Origin of the sequence: Arthrobacter sp. E44 (genome assembly GCF_041877125.1) — a bacterium.
Classification (GTDB): domain Bacteria; phylum Actinomycetota; class Actinomycetes; order Actinomycetales; family Micrococcaceae; genus Arthrobacter.
Genome location: NZ_JBHDJA010000002.1, coordinates 303,391 through 320,884 on the forward strand (window position 1 = coordinate 303,391; position 17,494 = coordinate 320,884).

The window sequence follows — 17,494 nt, forward strand, 5'->3', positions numbered from 1 at the left end:
TGTAAAGTTGCTTTTGCAGCGGATCGGGATGTAGCGCAGCTTGGTAGCGCGCTTCGTTCGGGACGAAGAGGTCGCAGGTTCAAATCCTGTCATCCCGACCATAATGAAAAGAGGGTCTCCTTGCGGAGGCCCTCTTTTTGCATCTCAAAGGGGTTGCGAAAGCATCGCGACCAGCCGGCTTCCGGCCTTACGCATGGTGGCCTTAAAAGGAACAGCCCCGGAGCAGTTGCTCCGGGGCTGCCTTCGCCTCCTGTGGTGAGGAAGCTATTTATGCGGGGTCAGGCCAGTTTCCTACGTACGTGGTGAAGGTAGTATCGGTCTTCTTGTCCTTCTTCACCTTCGCGGAGGCGGGATCAGGCCAGTTACCAACAGCTACCGACACACCCGAAGTGTCGGCGACGGAACCTGAAGCCAGGACGGCCGGAGCCGCCGCAGAAAAAGCCAGGGCCCCAGCCAAGGCGGCCGCGGTTGCGATCTTCTTCAACATATAAGTTCCTCAATACGAGTCGGATTCGTTACAAAGCCAGCACTGTCCTTGTTGACACACATTGTAAAATATTTTCCACAGGGCCTGTCAAGCATTCGGCAGGCCGAGTGTCCAGAAGGAGGAAACGCGTGGGCAACGGGTTCGGAGAGAAACTCCGCGCGGAGCGCCTTGAGCGTGGACTGACGCAGGCCGAACTGGGCAAGGACCTGTATTCACCCAGTTACATCTCGCTGCTTGAGACGGGCCGGCGTGAACCAACGGCTGAAGTCATTGAAGAACTGGCCCGCAGGCTGGAGTTGGCACCTAAGGCGCTGGAGGCTTGGAGCCAACCGATTTCTGTCAGCGATGCGGAATACGTGCTTGCCGGCCTCTATGCACGCCAAGCATGGGATCTTCGCGACTATCCTCTGGCGGCGAGCCATGCTGCCACAGCCGCCAAGATCGCCCTTGAAGGACGCAACACCAGCGCTTGGTGGAACATGACCTATATGCAGGCCGAATGCCTCATCAAGCAGGGCAACTGGCGCGAGGCCCAGAAAATCATGCAGCACCTACTGGAACACCCTATGGCAAGGGAATCCGCGGGACTGGCGGTACGGGCGCACCAAATGCTTGCAGGCATCTATCAGGGACAAGGCCAGCTAAGCCTTGCAGTTGATCAGGGGATCCAAGCTGTAGATCTATGCAGGCAACTCCCCAAGGGATCCACCCTTATCGTCAACGCCCATCACGCCCTGATCGGCGCTCTTGCGGAAAGCGGTCGGCTCGATGAGGCCTGGAAGTACTGCCAGGCCATGATTGATCACGTGGACGAGCTTTCCATGACCCAACTCGCTGGCGAAGTGGCCTGGGTAGTGGGAAACGTTGCCTTCATGCGGCATGACTATGCAGAAGGCGTCAAGCACCACGAGCGGGCAGCCCGTCTCCTGTCCCCCGCCAACGACATCGGCCTCTGGGCGCGGTTCAATAAGGCATCCGCCGCGGTGAGGCTATCTTCGGGGATCGTTGAGCCGGAAACCCTGTCAGCCATCGAGCGCGCAGAACTGGCGTTGTCCATCGTGGGCGGCAACAAGTCGGACCAACTGGAAGTTGCCTTCATTCGCGCCCGCTGGCTATACCTCACGGGGGACATCGTTGCCGCAGTCGAGAAGCTGCGCGAAATCCATGCCGAGCGGGAACACCTCGCAAAGCACACCGCCGGTGAGGTCTCCCTGCTGCTGGGCAAGTCGCTCAAGGCTGCAGGCGACAACGACGAGGCACTGGGGTATCTCGAGGAGGCCCAAAAGGCCTTCGCCGCGGCAGGTGCGCAGGACCGGGTTCAGCAGGCGCTGGATGCGATCCTGGAAATAAAGCTCGCGCAAAAAAGAGCGGCAGCAGCGGCTAAAGCAAGCTAAATAGAGCCGGCCAAGTAAGCGGGAGGCTTACCTGGCCGGCTTTCGGGCCTACCTGGCTTCGGTCTGAACAGCTAGGAAAACGTCTTTCCTGTGATCTTCTCAAACGCTTCAACGTACCGGCTGCGGGTGCGCTCGACCACGTCGGCTGGAAGCGCAGGCGGCGGGGTGTCGGAGGATTTGTCCCAGCCGGACTCGGCGGAGGTCAGCCAGTCCCGCACATACTGCTTGTCGTAGGACGGCTGGGCCTGGCCCGGTTTATAGGTGCTGGCGTCCCAGAACCGCGAGGAATCCGGGGTCAGTACCTCATCGCCCAGGGTGATGGACCCGGAGACGGCGTCGTATCCGAACTCCACCTTGGTGTCCGCCAGGATGATGCCGCGCTCCCGGGCGATCTTTTCCGCGGTGGTGTAGATCTTCAGCGTCAGCTCTTTCAGGCGGCCGGCGATGTCGTCCCCCACCAGCGCCACCACGGCGTCATAGGTGATGTTCTCGTCGTGCTCGCCGATCAAAGCCTTCGCCGACGGGGTGAAGATGGCGTGCTCCAGCCGGGATCCGTCCACCAGCCCTTCGGGCAGCGGGATGTTACAGACCGTGCCCGAGGCCTTGTACTCAAGGAGCCCGGAACCGGTGAGGTAGCCGCGGGCAATGCACTCCACCGGGAACATATCCAGCTTCTTGCAGATCATGGCCCGGCCCTCAACCTCGGCCGGCACGCCGTCCTCCACAGTGGAACCGAGCACGTGGTGCTCAACGCCCAACTGGTCGAACCACCAGAGGCTCAGCTGCGTGAGGATGCGCCCTTTGTCAGGGATTTCACTGGACAGCACGTGGTCGTAGGCGCTGATCCGGTCGCTGGCCACCACCAGCACGCAGTCCTGGCCCAGGCGCTGCAGGATGGACTCATCGGCGGGCTCATAGAGGTCGCGCACTTTGCCGGAATAGACATGCTTCCAACCGGGCAGGTCAAGCGTCTCGGTGGCGTAGCCGCGGTTCTCCGAAGTGTCAGTCATGTCAGGCCTTTGCTTTCACGATGGGCATTGAACCCGTGGCGCCGTAGGGAACCTTGATTTCGCCACGGGCGGCTTTGCGGGCGATGTCGCTGCGGAACTGCGAGCCTTCCAGCTGGACCAGCTCCACGCCGTCGTAGGCTCTTTCGCGCGCCTCCACCAGGTCGCTGCCCAGCGCTACGACAGCCAGGACGCGGCCGCCGGCGGAAACTACTTTGCCTTCATCATCCAGGGCGGTTCCGGCGTGGATGACGTGCACGCCCTCAAGCGCTTCCACCTTCTTGAGTCCGCGGATCCGGTCACCTGTGCGCGGCTTGTCCGGGTAGTTTTCCGAGGCTACGACGACGGCGACAGCGGCTTCCTTGGACCAGCGCAGCTGCTCTGCCTTGTCCAGTTCGCCCTTGGCAGCCGCCATGAGCAGGGCGCCGAGGGGCGTCTTGAGCCGGGCGAGGACCGCCTGCGTCTCGGGGTCGCCGAAGCGCACGTTGAATTCGATGACGCGGGTACCGCGTGAGGTGAGGGCCAGGCCGACGAACAGCACGCCGACAAACGGGGTGCCGCGGCGGGCCATCTCGTTGACGGTGGGCTGGGCCACCCGGTCCAGGACCTCCTGCACCAGGCCTTCAGGGGCCCACTCAAGCGGGGTGTAGGCGCCCATGCCGCCGGTGTTGGGGCCTTCGTCGTTGTCGAAGATGCGCTTGTAATCCTGCGCCGGTGTGAGCGCAACGGTGTTCTGCCCGTCGCAGAGCACAAACAGGGAAACTTCGGGCCCGTCCAGGAACTCCTCGATCACCACTGATCCGCCGGCGTCGAAGCAGGACTGCGCGTGGGCCAGGGCTTCGTCGCGGTTCCTGGTGACCACCACGCCCTTGCCGGCGGCCAGGCCGTCGTCCTTCACCACATAGGGGGCGCCGAAGGTGTCCAGTGCTGACGCTGCTTCCTCGGCATTGGTGGCCACCATGGCCATCGCCGTGGGTACCCCGGCTTCTGCCATGACTTCCTTGGCAAAAGCCTTGGAGGCCTCCAGCTGTGCGGCAGCCTTGCTGGGTCCGAAGACGGGGATGCCGGCTTCGCGCACGGCATCGGAGACACCGGCGGCCAGCGGAGCCTCGGGGCCCACCACCACGAGGTCCACGGCCAGCCGGGTGGCCAGTTCCGCAACCGCCTCGGGATCGTTGCCGTTGATGTTGTAGGTAGGGACCAGCTTGCTGATGCCGGCATTGCCCGGCGCCGCGTGGACCTCGGACACGTTGGGGTCGGCGAGCAGGGAGCGGACAATGGCGTGTTCGCGGCCTCCGGGGCCAATGACGAGTACCTTCACAGTCTCCAAGGGTACTTTGTGCACCCTTCCGGCTCCTAAGCTGTGACCTTCCCTGCCCGGCCCGTCAATCCGCGGCCCCGGCCGCTCCGAACCATACACATGACAACGCTTCGAAACCGGAAAACCGGCACCGCCGCCATGGCCGCTTTGGCAGGCGTGGTGGCGGCCGCCGTCGTACTTGCCGTTGCGGAGCTGATCGGCGCATTCTTCACCGCCAGGGCCACGCCGCTGTTTGCCCTGGGCTCCACGTTCATCGACTTCACACCGCCCGGGCTCAAGGACTTCGCGATCGCCACCTTCGGCACCAATGACAAGGCCGCCCTGTTCGTGGGCATGGGCCTCACCATCGCGGTGCTTGCCTGCATTCTTGGCGTGGTGGCCTACCGGAAGTGGGCGTTGGGCGTGTTGGGGGTCCTGTTCATGGGCGCCGTGATCGTTGCCTGCGTCGTGAGCCGCGCGGGTGTCAGCGCCGTGGACGCCATCCCGTCCGTGCTGGGAACGGTGGCGGGTCTGGTGGTCCTGCGCCGCCTGCTGGTGCCGCTGTGGGGGCTGCAGGAGTGGCCCGAAGCGCCGGCTGATACAGCGTACGACGGCGATGCGCGGGAACGTGGCGACGGCACCAGCCGCCGGGGTTTCTTCACCGCCGCGGGGATCACCGCGGTGGCTGCAGGAATCGCGGCGACTGGCGGCCGGCTCCTGGGTGCCGCACGCAACAATGTGGCCCAGGCCCGGGACGCCCTGCGGCTGCCGGCACCGGCCAAGGCTGCAGCGCCCGTCCCGGCGGGCGTGCAGTCCCCTGTTGCGGGCGTTACCCCGTGGCTGACGCCGAACAATGAGTTCTACCGCATCGATACGGCCTTGAGTGTCCCGGAAATCAACGTCGATGACTGGGAACTGCGGGTGCACGGGCTGGTGGAACAGGAAGTGACCCTGACGTTCCAGGACCTGCTGGACGCGCAGCTGATCGAATCGCATGTCACCCTCACCTGCGTTTCCAACCCCGTGGGCGGCAACCTGGCCGGCAACGCCAAGTGGCTGGGCCTTCCCATCCGCGAGGTCCTGGCACGCGCCAAGCCCAAGGACGGCGCGGACATGGTGCTGTCCACCTCCATTGACGGCTTCAGCGCCTCCACTCCCCTGGAGGTCCTGCAGGATGACCGCGACGCCATTCTGGCCATCGGAATGAACGGCGAACCCCTTCCGCTGGAGCACGGCTACCCTGTGCGGATGGTGGTTCCCGGGCTGTACGGCTTCGTCTCAGCCACCAAGTGGGTGGTTGACCTGGAAGTCACCCGCTTTGCCGACAACAAGGCATACTGGACCAACCGTGGCTGGTCCGAACGCGGACCCATCAAGACCATGGCACGCGTGGAGGTGCCCAAGTCCTTCGCCAAGGTGCCGGCCGGGAAGGTAGCGGTGGGCGGTACCGCCTGGGCCCAGACGCGCGGCATCACCAAGGTTGAGATCCAGATCGATAACGGCGAGTGGATGGAAACCACCCTGTCGGCCGAAGCGTCCACCATCACCTGGCGCCAGTGGTCCTACGAGTGGGACGCCACGCCCGGCCCGCACTACATCAAGGTCCGGGCCACCGACGGCACCGGCGAGGTCCAAACGGACAAGCGTGCCGACCCGGTTCCGGATGGCGCCTCCGGCTGGCAGTCGGTAATGGTGACCGTGCAGTAGATGGTCAGCGCTCAGTGGCGGGTCCCCGTGCAGTGGCAGGCTGGCCCATAGACTGGCGGTATGCCGCATAATCCGCATGCCACCTTCACCGTGGACTCCGCCGTCGAACTGGCCGTGATCGAACGCAGCGGCTTTGTGGAGTCGCGGCACATCGGTTCCGCCGTCCTTCTGTCCGCCGACGGGTCAGTGGTCACCGAGCTTGGCGACATCAACACCCCCATCTACGCCCGGTCCACCCTGAAGCCGTTCCAGGCGCTGGCATCCATGCAGTCCGGGGTTCCGCTGCGCGGCGCCCAGGTGGCCATCGCTTGCGGCAGCCACACCGGGTCACTGGACCACATGGACGTGGTGGCTGGCATGCTCAAGGCCGCCGGCGTCCGTGAAGACCAGCTGCAGTGCCCCGAAGCCTGGCCCCAGGACGAGACGGCCCGCAACTGGCTGGTGCGCTCGGAAAAGGGGAAGTCGCGGCTGGCCTACAACTGTTCCGGGAAGCACGCAGCATTCCTTTGGGCCTGCACGGAAAACGGGTGGGACACGCACAGCTACCTGGAGCCCAACCATCCCCTGCAGCAGCGGGTGCGGACGGTCATCGAGGAATACACGAGCGAGCAGATCGCGCACCTGGGCATCGACGGCTGCGGTGCGCCCGTGGCAGCCGTTTCCCTGAAGGGGCTGGCCCGGGCCTATTCGCAGCTGGCCAAAGCTCCGGGTGACCAGAGCTTCAGCGCCAGGGCAGCCACCATTGCCACCTCGATGCTGGATTACCCGTGGGCCGTGCAGGGCCGCGGTGAAGCCAACACCCTGGTGATGGACGAGCTCGAAATCATCGCCAAGATCGGGGCCGAGGGAGTCCTGGCCATGGCCACGCCCCAAGGCGTTTCCGTGGCAGTCAAGATCCTCGACGGAAACGTCCGCGCCACCTCGCTTGTGGCCCTGACCCTTCTTGCGGCAGCGGGGGCCGTGGAGATTCCGGGCGTTGCCAGCGCCCTGGAAAAAGTGGTTGAGCCGGTGCTTGGCGGCGGCCGACCGGTGGGCAAGATCCGGCTGGGTCCGGCAGTTTCCGCCCTTCTGGACTGACACCCCGTTCTCCGCCGCCGCAAAATCCGCACCGCCGCAAAAGGAAAGACTGAAAGCATGGCCGTAGCCCGTCGTCGTATCGACGTCCAGGAAGGCAAAGCAGCACTGAAGGCATGGCTGGAAGCCGCCCAGCCGCCGTCGGACGTTCCCGTGCCACGCACGGTCCTGGCCACCGCAGTGAGGTACTCGCTGGAGGAAGTGACCGCCCGCGCCCCGGGCAACTCTGTTGAGGTGCGTGTGCCGCCCTTTGGCGTCACACAGTGCGTGGAGGGGCCGCGGCACACGCGCGGCACCCCACCCAATGTGATTGAGTGCGACGCCGCCACCTGGCTTGGGATGGTGACGGGCCAGGTGCGCTGGGCAGATGCAGTTGCTGCCGGCAAAGTGGCAGCATCAGGCCTGCGGGCCGACCTGTCGGCCCTGCTGCCCCTCTAGCCCTGCCGCCTCCTCCCCAGCCGCGGCGAGTCGGCCGGAGCACGTCAGCCGCGGCCGATGAAGGGCATACCGGCCGCGGTAACCACCACTGAGCCAACACTGGCTGTGGCCGGCATGTTGGCCATCATCAGCACCGCGCGCGCCGCGTCCTTCACGGGGAACATTGGCTCCACCTTGCGGCTGCCGTCGGCCTGCAGTGCCCCCGAGCCGACGCCGATGGTGTCCATGATTTCCGTGGCCGTGTTGCCGATGTCGATCTGCCCGCACGTGATGCCATAGCCGCGGCCGTCCAACTCGATGCTCTTGGTCAGGCCGGTCATGGCGTGCTTGGTCACCGTGTATGCGACCGTCCGGGGCCGGGGCGAATGGGCGGAGATGGAACCGTTATTGATGATCCGCCCGCCCTGCGGCACCTGCGCTTTCATGGCCCGGACGGCCGCGGCCGCGCACAGCATGGAGCCTGTGAGGTTCACGGCCAGCGTGGCGTTCCAGTCGTCCAGGCTGATCTCGTCCACGCCGGCCGCCGGGCCGAACACGCCGGCATTGTTGAACAGGACATCCACGCGCCCCCACTGCCGGCGGGCAGCCTCGAAAAGGCGCTCGACGTCGTCGGGCCGGGTGACGTCGCACGGCACCACAAGAGCGTCGGGGTGACTGTCCGCTGTCTCCTTCAGCTGCGCTTCGCGTCGGCCGGCCAGTACCACGCGGAAGCCATCGGCCAGCATCTGCCGGGCGACCTCCCGGCCAATGCCGGAGCCGGCCCCGGTAACGACGGCGACGCGGGCAGTGGGAGGGGACGTGTCCATTCTGTCTCCTGGCTTAGGACTGCGCCGGCACGGCCGGCTTGATCAGCGGCCAGCCTATGACGGTCTTGGGGCGGGGCGCAGCGAACGTCCGCACTTTGGAGGTGGAGAGTCGCATCCGGACCAGGGATTCGGCGATTGTCACCGCGGAAGCCACGCCGTCCACTACGGGGACTCCGGCCCGCTGCCGGATCTGCTCATCCAGCCCGGCCATGCCGCCGCAGCCGAGCACGATGACCTCGGCCTTGTCCTGGGTGACGGCCAGCATCGCCTGATTGATGATGGCCTCCACTGCCCGCTCGGGTTCCTCCTCCAGCTCCAGCACGGCCATGCCGCTGGCACGGACAGACGCACATCTGGCGTCCAGTCCGGCCAGCTTCAGCCTGTCCTCGATGAGGGGAACCGTCCGGTCCAGGGTGGTCACCACGGAGTACTTGTGACCCAGGAACATAGCCGTGCTGGCTGCGGCTTCGGTGATGTCCACCACCGGCACGTCCAACAGCTCCTGCAGGCCTTCGCGGCCGTGCTCGCCGTAGCCGGCCTGGACAACGGCGTCGAAGGGCTCCGGGTAGGAGGTGACGGCGTCCATGACGGCGATGGCGGCGAGGTAGCTTTCAAAGTTGCCCTCGCAGGAGTCTGCGCCGAACCTCGGGGTGATGCCGATGATTTCCGTACCGGGAGCGGCCACACTGCGTGCCGAGGCCGCAATCGAGTCCGTCATCGACGAGGTGGTGTTCACATTGGCAACGAGTATGCGCATGGGGAAGTCCTTTGGTGCTCCGGGTCCCTGTGGGGCCGGTTGCTGGGTGGGTGGGGCTCAGTGGGTGCTGACGACGGCGATGGCCTCACCGTCGTGGTCTTCCAGCCGTTGGTTGCGGTCGGCGATGAAGAAGTAGAGCGTGGCGGCGATGCCTGCTGCAAAGAACCAGGCGAAGGGAGCGGCCGCAGCCAGTCCCGGGACGAAGACGATGAGGAGGGCCAGGACGGCGGCCGGAACCATGGCGATGATGGCCCGCGGGTTGACGCCCTTCTTGTAGAAGTACGTTCCGTCAGGGGATGCCGTGTAGAGCTGCGGCACGTTGACCTTCCCGCGGCGGATGAGCCAGTAGTCGGCCATGACGACGCCGAACAGCGGGCCGAGCAGCGCACCGAGTCCACCGAGGAAGTACACGATGACCAGCGGGTTGTTGTAGAGGTTCCAGGGCAGGATGACCAAGCCGATCGTCGCTGAGACCATGGCGGCCTTGCGGAAGTTCAGCCGCTTGGGGAACAGGTTGGTTAGTGCGTAAACCGGGGCAACGAAGTTGGCCATTAGGTTCACGGCGATGGTCAGGATCAGCAGGGCAAGGCAGGCCAGGACCAGGAAGAGCGTGTTGGGGATGGTCTGGACAATGTCCGAGGGGCTCTTGATGATGGTGCCGTTGATCTTGAACTGGCCACCGGCCATGACCACCACAATGGCGCCGAAAACCAGCATGTTGATGGGGATGCCCCAAAAGTTGCCGCGCACCACAGCCTTCTTGGAGACTGCCGAGCGGGTGAAGTCGCAAAAATTCAGGACGAAGGTGCCGTAGATGGACACCCACAGGGCGCCGCCGGCGAAGATGGTGAGCCACATTTCCGGCCCTTCCAGCGCCTTGTCGGAGGACCAGGCGATGCTTCCGCCTGCCTCGACGAAGATCCAGATGGCCATGGCGGCCATGGTGGCAAGAATGACCGGGCCGGCGAAGGCCTCATACTTGCGGATCATCTCCATACCGAAGCTGACGATCACCAACTGCACCACCCAAAGGGTCACAAACGCCATCCAGCCCAGGGTGGACAGGCCCAGGATGGAGTCTTTGTCCATGTCCGCCAACGCGGGGAACATGGCGACGAGCATCACGCGGAACACCACGGACGCGAGGTAGGTCTGGATGCCGAACCAGGCCACGGCCACTGCGCCGCGGAGGAGGCTGGCGATCTGGGCGCCCCTGATGCCGAAGCTGATTCGGCTCATGACTGGGAAGGGAACACCGGTCTTGACGCCCATGAATCCGGACAGCGTCAGGAGGCCGAACAACAGCGCCGCGCCGATGCCGAGGGCCATAAGGATCTGCCACCCGCCCAGCCCCAAGGCGAACAGCCCGATGGCGAAGGCGTAGTTGCCCAGGCTGTGCACGTCGTTGGCCCACAGGGTGAAGATGCTGTAACTGGTCCAGCTGCGGCCGGCGCGCTTGGTGGGGGCAAGATCGGAGTTGTACAGGGAAGGGCTGATGCTCGTGCCCGAGGCTGCGCTTGCTGATTCGCACAGGGCTTCAACGCTTCCGGGGGTATGTACGCTCCAACCCGCCGCTGCGGCCAGCTGGTGGCGGTTATCACGTTGACCCTGGACACGCCTCCTACTAATCTCGTCTAGCAACAATGTTTTCTCACAATACGAAAACATGAGGCCAAGCATTCAAAAATGAAAAGAGGCTGCCGTGGCTGCAGGAGAAGAGACCTCCCATATCCTCAGCGGGTTGACTAACCAGCTGCCTGATCGTGATCCGGAAGAGACTGCCGAGTGGGTTGAGTCCCTGGATGCGTTGATCAGGGAACAGGGTACCGAGCGTGCCCAATACATCATGCGGAGCCTGCTGCAGCGCGCGGGCGCGCAGAGCGTGGGTGTGCCGATGGTGACCACCACCGATTACGTGAACACGATCCCGGTGGACCAGGAAGCCGAGTTCCCGGGCAACGAGGAATACGAACGCCGCTACCGGGCCTACATGCGGTGGAACGCCGCGGTCATGGTGCACCGGGCGCAGCGGCCCGATATCGGCGTCGGCGGGCATATCTCCACGTACGCCGGCGCGGCGACCCTGTACGAGGTCGGGTTCAACCACTTCTTCCGCGGCAAGGATCACCCCGGCGGCGGGGACCAGGTCTTCTTCCAGGGCCACGCCTCCCCCGGCATGTACGCCCGGGCATTCATGGAAGGCCGCCTCTCCGAGGAAGACATGGACGGGTTCCGGCAGGAAAAGTCCCGCCAGGGCCACGCCCTGTCCTCCTACCCGCACCCCAGGTTGATGCCGCACTTCTGGGAATTCCCCACCGTGTCCATGGGCATCGGGCCGATGAACGCGATCTACCAGGCCCAGAACAACCGCTACCTGCACAACCGCGGCCTGAAAGACACCTCCGACCAGCAGGTCTGGGCGTTCCTGGGCGACGGGGAAATGGACGAACCCGAATCCCGCGGCCTGCTCCAGCTCGCCGCGAACGAGAACCTGGACAACCTGAACTTCGTGATCAACTGCAACCTCCAGCGCCTGGACGGTCCGGTCCGGGGCAACGGCAAGATCATGCAGGAACTCGAAGCGTTCTTCCGCGGCGCGGGCTGGAACGTGATCAAGGTCGTCTGGGGCCGGGAATGGGATGACCTGCTCACCCGCGACACCGACGGGTCCCTCGTGAAAATCATGAACGAAACCGTCGACGGGGACTACCAGACCTACAAGGCAGAATCCGGCGGGTTCGTCCGCGAACACTTCTTCGGCAAAACCCCGCAGACCAAAGACCTCGTCGCGGACCTGACCGATGACCAGATCTGGAACCTCAAACGCGGCGGCCACGACTACCGCAAGGTCTACGCCGCCTACAAAGCAGCCACAGAATTCAAGGGCAAACCCACCGTCATCCTCGCCCACACCGTCAAGGGCTACGGCCTCGGCCCCCACTTCGAAGGCCGCAACGCCACCCACCAGATGAAAAAACTCACTCTGGACGACCTGAAGAAATTCCGCGATCACCTCCGGATCCCCATTACTGACGAGCAGCTGGAGAACGACTCGTACCGGCCGCCGTACTACCACCCCGGTAACGACGCCCCGGAAATCAAGTACATGATGGAGCGCCGTGCCGCGCTGGGCGGATCAGTCCCGGAGCGCCGCAACACCCACGCTGAGATCGTGCTGCCCGAGGCGAAGTCCTACGAGGTGGCCAAGCGCGGTTCGGGCAAGCAAATGGCCGCCACCACCATGGCGTTCGTCCGCCTGCTCAAGGACCTGATGCGGGACAAGAACTTCGGCAAGCACATAGCCCCGATCATCCCCGACGAAGCCCGCACCTTCGGCATGGACGCGTTCTTCCCCACGGCGAAGATCTACAACCCCAAGGGCCAGAATTACTTGTCGGTGGACCGTGACCTGGTCCTGGCGTACAAGGAGTCCCCCGCGGGCCAGCTGATCCACCCCGGCATCAACGAAGCCGGCGCCGTGGCAGCGTTCACCGCCGCCGGAACCTCCTACGCCACCCACGGCATCCCCCTGGTCCCGGTCTACGCGTTCTACTCCATGTTCGGCTTCCAACGCACCGGCGACGCCTTCTGGGCAGCAGCGGACCAAATGACCCGCGGCTTCATCATCGGCGCCACCGCGGGACGGACCACCCTCACCGGCGAAGGCCTCCAGCACGCCGACGGCCACTCCCCCCTGCTGGCCTCCACCAACCCGGCCGTACTCACCTACGACCCCGCCTACGGCTACGAAATCGGACACATCGTCCGCTCCGGCCTGGAACGGATGTACGGGGAAGGCTCGACGGACAAGAACGTCATGTACTACCTCACCGTGTACAACGAACCCATCATCCAGCCCGCAGAACCGGAGAACCTCGACGTCGAAGGCGTCATCAAGGGCATCTACCTGCTCGCCCCGGCAAAGATCGACGGTCCCCGCACCCAGATCCTCGCCTCCGGCGTCTCCGTACCCTGGGCCCTCGAAGCCCAGCGCGTGCTGGCAGATGACTGGAACGTCTCCGCCGACGTCTGGTCCGTGACCTCCTGGAACGAACTGCGCCGCGACGGCCTCGCCGCCGAAGAAGAAGCCTTCCTCAACCCCGGCCAGCCCGCCCGCGTCCCCTTCGTCGCCCAGCAACTCGAAGGAGCCACCGGCCCCATCGTCGCCGTGTCCGACTACATGAAGGCAGCCCCGGACCAGATCCGGCAGTTCGTCCCCAACGAATTCGCCACCCTCGGCGCCGACGGCTTCGGCTTCTCCGACACCCGCGCAGCAGCCCGCCGCTACTTCAAGAACGACACCCACTCCATCGTGGTGAAAGTGCTGCAGATGCTGGCGGCGAGGGGCGAAGTTGAGGAGGGTGCGCCGTCATACGCGATTGACCGGTACAAGCTCCTGGACGTCAACGCCGGCACCACGGGCGGGGCGGGCGGCGACGCCTGAGAACCACCCAGGAGCAGTCGGGGCAGTCTCCGTGGGAGGCTGCCCCGTCTGCTTTGGCATTGGCTAGGGTGCAGCTATGAGGAACACTAAGGCCGCAGGCCCGACGGGTTTGGCGGACCCCGGAGTATGCGGCGTCGTCCTGGCGGCCGGGGCCGGGACACGTCTGGGCCTGGGACCGAAAGCCCTGCTGCCCTACCGGGGCCGGCCGCTGGTGGAGTCCGTCGGCAATGCACTGCTCGAGGGCGGCTGCCGGGAAGTAGTGGTGGTCCTCGGCGCAGGAGCGTCTGAAGTTCAGGCAGCTGCCAGCCTCGACCGCTTCCGCGTGCTGGACAACGCGGACTGGCAGACGGGCATGGGCAGCTCATTCCTGCTCGGGAACCACGCCGCGAACCCCGGAAGCCACCTGTTGATAGCCCTTGTGGACCAGCCCGGACTGACCCCGGAGACTGTCCGGCGGCTGTTGGCCGCCCATCGTCCGGGGCGTGTCACGACGGCGGCCTACCGCCGCGCGCCGTCCGACGGCGGGCTGCCGGACACCCGAAGCCACGAAGGCGACGCTGGCCGCGGAGACTGTCTTGAGCCAAAGGAGACAGCAGGAGGGAACGAAAACACACAGCAGGAGAACAGGTCACGACAGCCAGGATTCGCCCGCCACGGAAACAACCGCGGGCAAGCGGGCCAACTCCAGCGCGGGCACCCCCTGCTCATCGACGCCTCGCTGCGCGAGGCAGTGTGCGCAACGGTAACGGGTGACGCCGGCGCGCGCGGCTTCCTGCGTTCCCATCCTGACCTTGTGGACGAGGTGGACTGCAGCGACCAGTCCAGCGGCGAGGACGTGGATACGCCGGACCAGCTGGGCCTTCTTCAGTAGCAGTCGAGCTCCACAGGCACCGGGCCACCACTAGCAGGCGACCCCAACAGCACGCAAAGACGGTCAGGCGTGGGCAGGGCAGCATTACCCTGGCCGCGTCAGGCGGATGGAGCGTGCAGGACCCACTGCAGCCAATCTTCTGCCGGGGATATCCCGAGCTGCACGAGATCAGAAAGCACGCCAGGCGGTGCCTCCCCCGGTACCTGGTCCGCGTTGCGAAGAACAGGCCAACGGGTGGGTTCCCAGTCCTGGTGTTCGCTTGTGTAGTGGCGGCCGGTAGGCGAGATCCAGCCAGGTGGTTCGTTCTTGGTGGCCGCGGTGGGTTTCCAACCGGTGGTGTGCCGGAGCTTGTGGTGCTTAGGGCAGGGCTGTCCCAGGTTGGAGATCCCGGTGGTGCCGCCCTTGGCCCAGGCGAGGATGTGGTCGGCATCGTTGTCCAGGGAATTGTTGCTGCAGCCCGGGAACGGGCACTTACCGTCCCGCATCCGCAGCCAGGCCCGCATCGCCCCGGTCACCCGGTAACTCTTCCGGCCGATCTCCAGCGGCGCACCGTCCCGCGGATCCACCAACACCCGGTAAAACGATCCGGCGCCGTTCGCCACCAAATCGCGGGCCATCGAGGGCGGGATCGGCCCGTACCCGTCGAGCATGGCCGGTTCATCGGCCAACCCCATCAGGGAGAACACCGGGACCGTGACCAGAACCTGCGCCCGGATCGGTGAAGGCAAGTCTTCCCGTCCATCCCTGCCATTGACACCGGCGCTGTCACGGGCACCGGTATCGCCGTCACCACCATTAGCTTCGTCAATCGCATCCGTGACGCTGGCGCCACGGCCGCTACTGGTCCTATTGCTACTGCTGCTGCCATCGCCACTGCCACTGCTGCCACTGCTGCCACTGCTGCCGAGGATCGCATCAGCGAACTTGTCCGCCCGCAACTGGGACATGGTCCGGGACTCCGCGGGCCCCTGCAGTGACCGGGACATTGCGGTGAGCCGGTTCCACCCGGCCAACGCCTGATCCGCCGGCAAACACGCGGACAGCCACGCCATCCCGTCCTGGTCCGGCCGGAACTCCACCCGCCGATCCGCCACCCCCTTGGCATGGCGCACTTCGATGCTCTCGGCGTGGTGACGTTCCCGCCACGTCCGGGCCTTGACCCTGAACCGCTGCGCCGGCAGCTCCCCGGCAGGGCACCCCCGAGCAGCATCCGGGGCGTCCGGGTCAAGGAAATGAGCTTCCAACGCCGCCGCCCCCGCGGCACCCAGGCTCGCGGCCTCATCAGCCATCACCACCGCATGACTCCAGGACAACGTCCCCGCCTGCAGCCCCGCAAGGGTCCGCGGCAACGAGGAAACAACGGCGTGCGAAGTCGCCAGGAACGAGGACGCCGCCCGCGGCCCCAGCGCCAGCACGCACCCGACCTCCGCCGCGACCGCCATCTCCTGCGCCTGCACCGGCACATCCGGACCGGCAACAGCACTGGCGCTCTCCGCATACATCACCGCAGCCTTCGCCTTCAACCCGGCAATCCCTGCTTCAACCTCACGGGCACCGGCAAGAATGTCCAAGCAACCATCCGCCAGGCCGGCCAACGGATCAGCCACCGAAAACGACTCCGAACCGCACCAATCCACCTCGGCATTCAGCACAGCAAGGGCAGCCCGGATGTCTGCGTAAGCCTTGACCACCGCCGCCCTTCCCATGAACCAATCATGACAAAGGGGTACGACATTCTGGCTGTGAAGTGTTCAGCTCAGGCCTGCATCCCACTTTCCAGCAACTGCTCCAGCCCGCTCTTGAAACCCGCCCTGCCGCCATGCGCCGGATGCCGAATCTTGGGAACGGCCAAGCCGCTGCGTTGGAGGCTGTGCTGGGCCACGTTGCCCACGGCCACGATGGAGGTGGTGCCGAACAGTTCCGCCAATTCCTGCCAGAAGGGAGTCCCCAGCTTTGTCTCCGAAGGCTTGGGCGTGCGGTTGGACAAGGGCTTTCCTGGCTGGTGCGTGTGCCAGGGGAAAGCGCTCCACAGCAGTGGCACAGCCCCCACCTCTTCCAGCACCTGCCACAGCACCGTTGCCGTTGGCTCGGCAGCCACCCCTGCAGCTTCGGGCGGCAGCACGTACCCCTTGCCGGGGCCGAAAAGCCCGAAGCTGTTGGTGGGGCCTCCGAGGATAACCCGGTTGGTGAAGGGCACACCGGTGATCCGCATGCCCCGGAAACCGGGTGCCTCCCCTACCAGCAGCACCTTGGGCTGCCGGTCCAGCATCTCCTGCAGGTAGAGCTCCAGGTTGCGCCTGCGCAGCGCGTTCTCCGGGACTTCATGATTGAAGAAGTTAGTGCACGCCGGTCCGAGCTCCACGGCCGCAAGCCGCTGAACGAACGCAGAGATGCCGGGGGCCGTCATTCGGCGGACTTTTCGAGGACGGCAGCCAAACGCTCTGCTGCCGACGGATCGGCCCTGTGAAGGCGCGCTTTTCGAAGGTTCTCGCGTACGATCCAGCGCACGTCACGGTCCTGGCTGCGAGCCCACTTGGCGAGGTGTCCGAACCCAGTGACCGGTGCCGCGGCAACGGCAACGCTCCAGCAGTATCCAAGCCCCTGGCGCAGCACGCGGAATTGCTCCGACCGGCGGGATGCAGGATCCGTTCCTTCCACCACTCTGGTTATCCTGTCGAGGATCTCAACCGCTCTGGCGGCATCCTCCGGAGCACCCAGCAGCCGCGGTTCACAAATCCCGGCCGCAACGGCACGCTGCACGAGCGGCGCGTCGTCCGCCCATCGTTCCACCAGGGCCCACAAGGCGGGCATGTCCGCATCCCCCAGGCGCTGCAGGGCCATCGCTACCCCCTCGCGGACCCGCCAGCGGTCGTCTTCCGCCAGCGCCCGCAGGGTAGCGGCAGCATCAGAATCGCCCTCCACAAGCAGCCGGCCAAGACCAATAGCGCCGCACAGGGCAAGGTACTCGTCGGGGCTCCCGGCGCACAGCCGGACCAGGTCCGGCTCCGCTACATCGGCAAACGCCGCCGCCAGTTCCAGGTTGCCCCGGGGCCCAGGAAGCCCGGACTCAGCGGTCAGGTAGGCGGTCCACTCCCCGGGCGGAAGCAATTCCAGCACCGCCCGGTAATCCGACCGTTTGCCCATCGCTGAACTCCTTGCCGCCGGCGTGCCACCGAGCCGAGTGGGTAAGAAAGCCGCCCGGGGTCCCC

The 17,494-nt window shown here is 65.4% G+C and carries 15 protein-coding genes and 1 tRNA gene; 7 read left to right on the forward strand and 9 right to left on the reverse strand.

Going from position 1 to position 17,494, the window contains the following annotated elements:
- Positions 1-24 precede the first annotated feature (24 nt).
- Positions 25-101: transfer RNA gene (locus ACETK3_RS03520), tRNA-Pro, on the forward strand.
- A 167-nt stretch (positions 102-268) separates the two neighbouring features.
- Here the strand turns inward: ACETK3_RS03520 and ACETK3_RS03525 are convergent.
- Positions 269-487: a hypothetical protein gene (locus ACETK3_RS03525; protein ID WP_236799605.1), complete on the reverse strand. Its 219-nt coding sequence runs from the start codon at positions 485-487 to the stop codon at positions 269-271.
- 128 nt (positions 488-615) lie between these two features.
- Between ACETK3_RS03525 and ACETK3_RS03530 the strand changes: the two genes are divergently transcribed.
- Positions 616-1,881: a helix-turn-helix domain-containing protein gene (locus ACETK3_RS03530; protein ID WP_373992532.1), complete on the forward strand. Its 1,266-nt coding sequence runs from the start codon at positions 616-618 to the stop codon at positions 1,879-1,881.
- A 71-nt stretch (positions 1,882-1,952) separates the two neighbouring features.
- Here ACETK3_RS03530 and ACETK3_RS03535 read toward each other — a convergent pair whose 3' ends face one another.
- Together ACETK3_RS03535 and purD are read right to left on the reverse strand one after the other, a co-directional pair.
- Positions 1,953-2,891, reverse strand: coding sequence for a phosphoribosylaminoimidazolesuccinocarboxamide synthase (locus ACETK3_RS03535; protein ID WP_373992533.1), 939 nt, complete (start codon positions 2,889-2,891; stop codon positions 1,953-1,955).
- Between the two features lies 1 nt (position 2,892).
- Entirely contained in the window at positions 2,893-4,209 is a 1,317-nt protein-coding gene (gene purD / locus ACETK3_RS03540) for a phosphoribosylamine--glycine ligase (RefSeq protein WP_373992548.1), read from the reverse strand.
- 99 nt (positions 4,210-4,308) lie between these two features.
- On the opposite strand from purD, the gene ACETK3_RS03545 reads away from it, so the two are divergent.
- Genes ACETK3_RS03545 through ACETK3_RS03555 form a run of 3 tightly spaced genes read left to right on the forward strand, consistent with a single transcriptional unit; the run spans position 4,309 to position 7,407 of the window.
- Entirely contained in the window at positions 4,309-5,895 is a 1,587-nt protein-coding gene (locus ACETK3_RS03545) for a molybdopterin-dependent oxidoreductase (RefSeq protein WP_373992534.1), read from the forward strand.
- Between the two features lie 60 nt (positions 5,896-5,955).
- The gene (locus tag ACETK3_RS03550) at positions 5,956-6,972 is read left to right on the forward strand and encodes an asparaginase (protein ID WP_306967988.1); all 1,017 of its coding nucleotides are present in this window, start codon (positions 5,956-5,958) and stop codon (positions 6,970-6,972) included.
- Positions 6,973-7,029: 57 nt separating this feature from the next.
- Positions 7,030-7,407, forward strand: coding sequence for a sterol carrier family protein (locus ACETK3_RS03555; RefSeq protein WP_236799610.1), 378 nt, complete (start codon positions 7,030-7,032; stop codon positions 7,405-7,407).
- A 44-nt stretch (positions 7,408-7,451) separates the two neighbouring features.
- Here ACETK3_RS03555 and ACETK3_RS03560 read toward each other — a convergent pair whose 3' ends face one another.
- The 3 genes from ACETK3_RS03560 to ACETK3_RS03570 are packed head-to-tail and all read right to left on the reverse strand — an operon-like array spanning position 7,452 to position 10,554.
- A complete protein-coding gene (locus tag ACETK3_RS03560; protein ID WP_236799611.1) occupies positions 7,452-8,213 on the reverse strand; it encodes an SDR family oxidoreductase in 762 nt (253 codons plus the stop codon).
- Between the two features lie 13 nt (positions 8,214-8,226).
- Positions 8,227-8,970 (reverse strand): aspartate/glutamate racemase family protein, encoded by a 744-nt coding sequence (locus tag ACETK3_RS03565; protein ID WP_373992535.1) that lies wholly within the window; start codon positions 8,968-8,970, stop codon positions 8,227-8,229.
- A 57-nt stretch (positions 8,971-9,027) separates the two neighbouring features.
- Positions 9,028-10,554, reverse strand: coding sequence for an NCS1 family nucleobase:cation symporter-1 (locus ACETK3_RS03570; protein ID WP_237430548.1), 1,527 nt, complete (start codon positions 10,552-10,554; stop codon positions 9,028-9,030).
- Positions 10,555-10,672: 118 nt separating this feature from the next.
- On the opposite strand from ACETK3_RS03570, the gene aceE reads away from it, so the two are divergent.
- Together aceE and ACETK3_RS03580 are read left to right on the forward strand one after the other, a co-directional pair.
- Positions 10,673-13,414, forward strand: coding sequence for a pyruvate dehydrogenase (acetyl-transferring), homodimeric type (gene aceE, locus ACETK3_RS03575; RefSeq protein WP_373992536.1), 2,742 nt, complete (start codon positions 10,673-10,675; stop codon positions 13,412-13,414).
- A gap of 76 nt (positions 13,415-13,490) precedes the next feature.
- Positions 13,491-14,285, forward strand: a complete 795-nt coding sequence (locus ACETK3_RS03580; RefSeq protein WP_237428939.1) for an NTP transferase domain-containing protein — start codon at positions 13,491-13,493, stop codon at positions 14,283-14,285.
- Between the two features lie 98 nt (positions 14,286-14,383).
- Here the strand turns inward: ACETK3_RS03580 and ACETK3_RS03585 are convergent, their stop codons facing one another.
- The 3 genes from ACETK3_RS03585 to ACETK3_RS03595 are packed head-to-tail and all read right to left on the reverse strand — an operon-like array spanning position 14,384 to position 17,429.
- On the reverse strand, positions 14,384-15,991 hold the full coding sequence (locus ACETK3_RS03585) for a DUF222 domain-containing protein (RefSeq protein WP_373992537.1): 1,608 nt from the start codon (positions 15,989-15,991) through the stop codon (positions 14,384-14,386).
- Between the two features lie 50 nt (positions 15,992-16,041).
- Positions 16,042-16,692 (reverse strand): uracil-DNA glycosylase, encoded by a 651-nt coding sequence (locus tag ACETK3_RS03590; protein ID WP_237428941.1) that lies wholly within the window; start codon positions 16,690-16,692, stop codon positions 16,042-16,044.
- Positions 16,689-17,429: a HEAT repeat domain-containing protein gene (locus ACETK3_RS03595; RefSeq protein ID WP_237428942.1), complete on the reverse strand. Its 741-nt coding sequence runs from the start codon at positions 17,427-17,429 to the stop codon at positions 16,689-16,691. The genes ACETK3_RS03590 and ACETK3_RS03595 overlap by 4 nt, the downstream gene beginning before the upstream one ends.
- Positions 17,430-17,494: the final 65 nt, after the last annotated feature.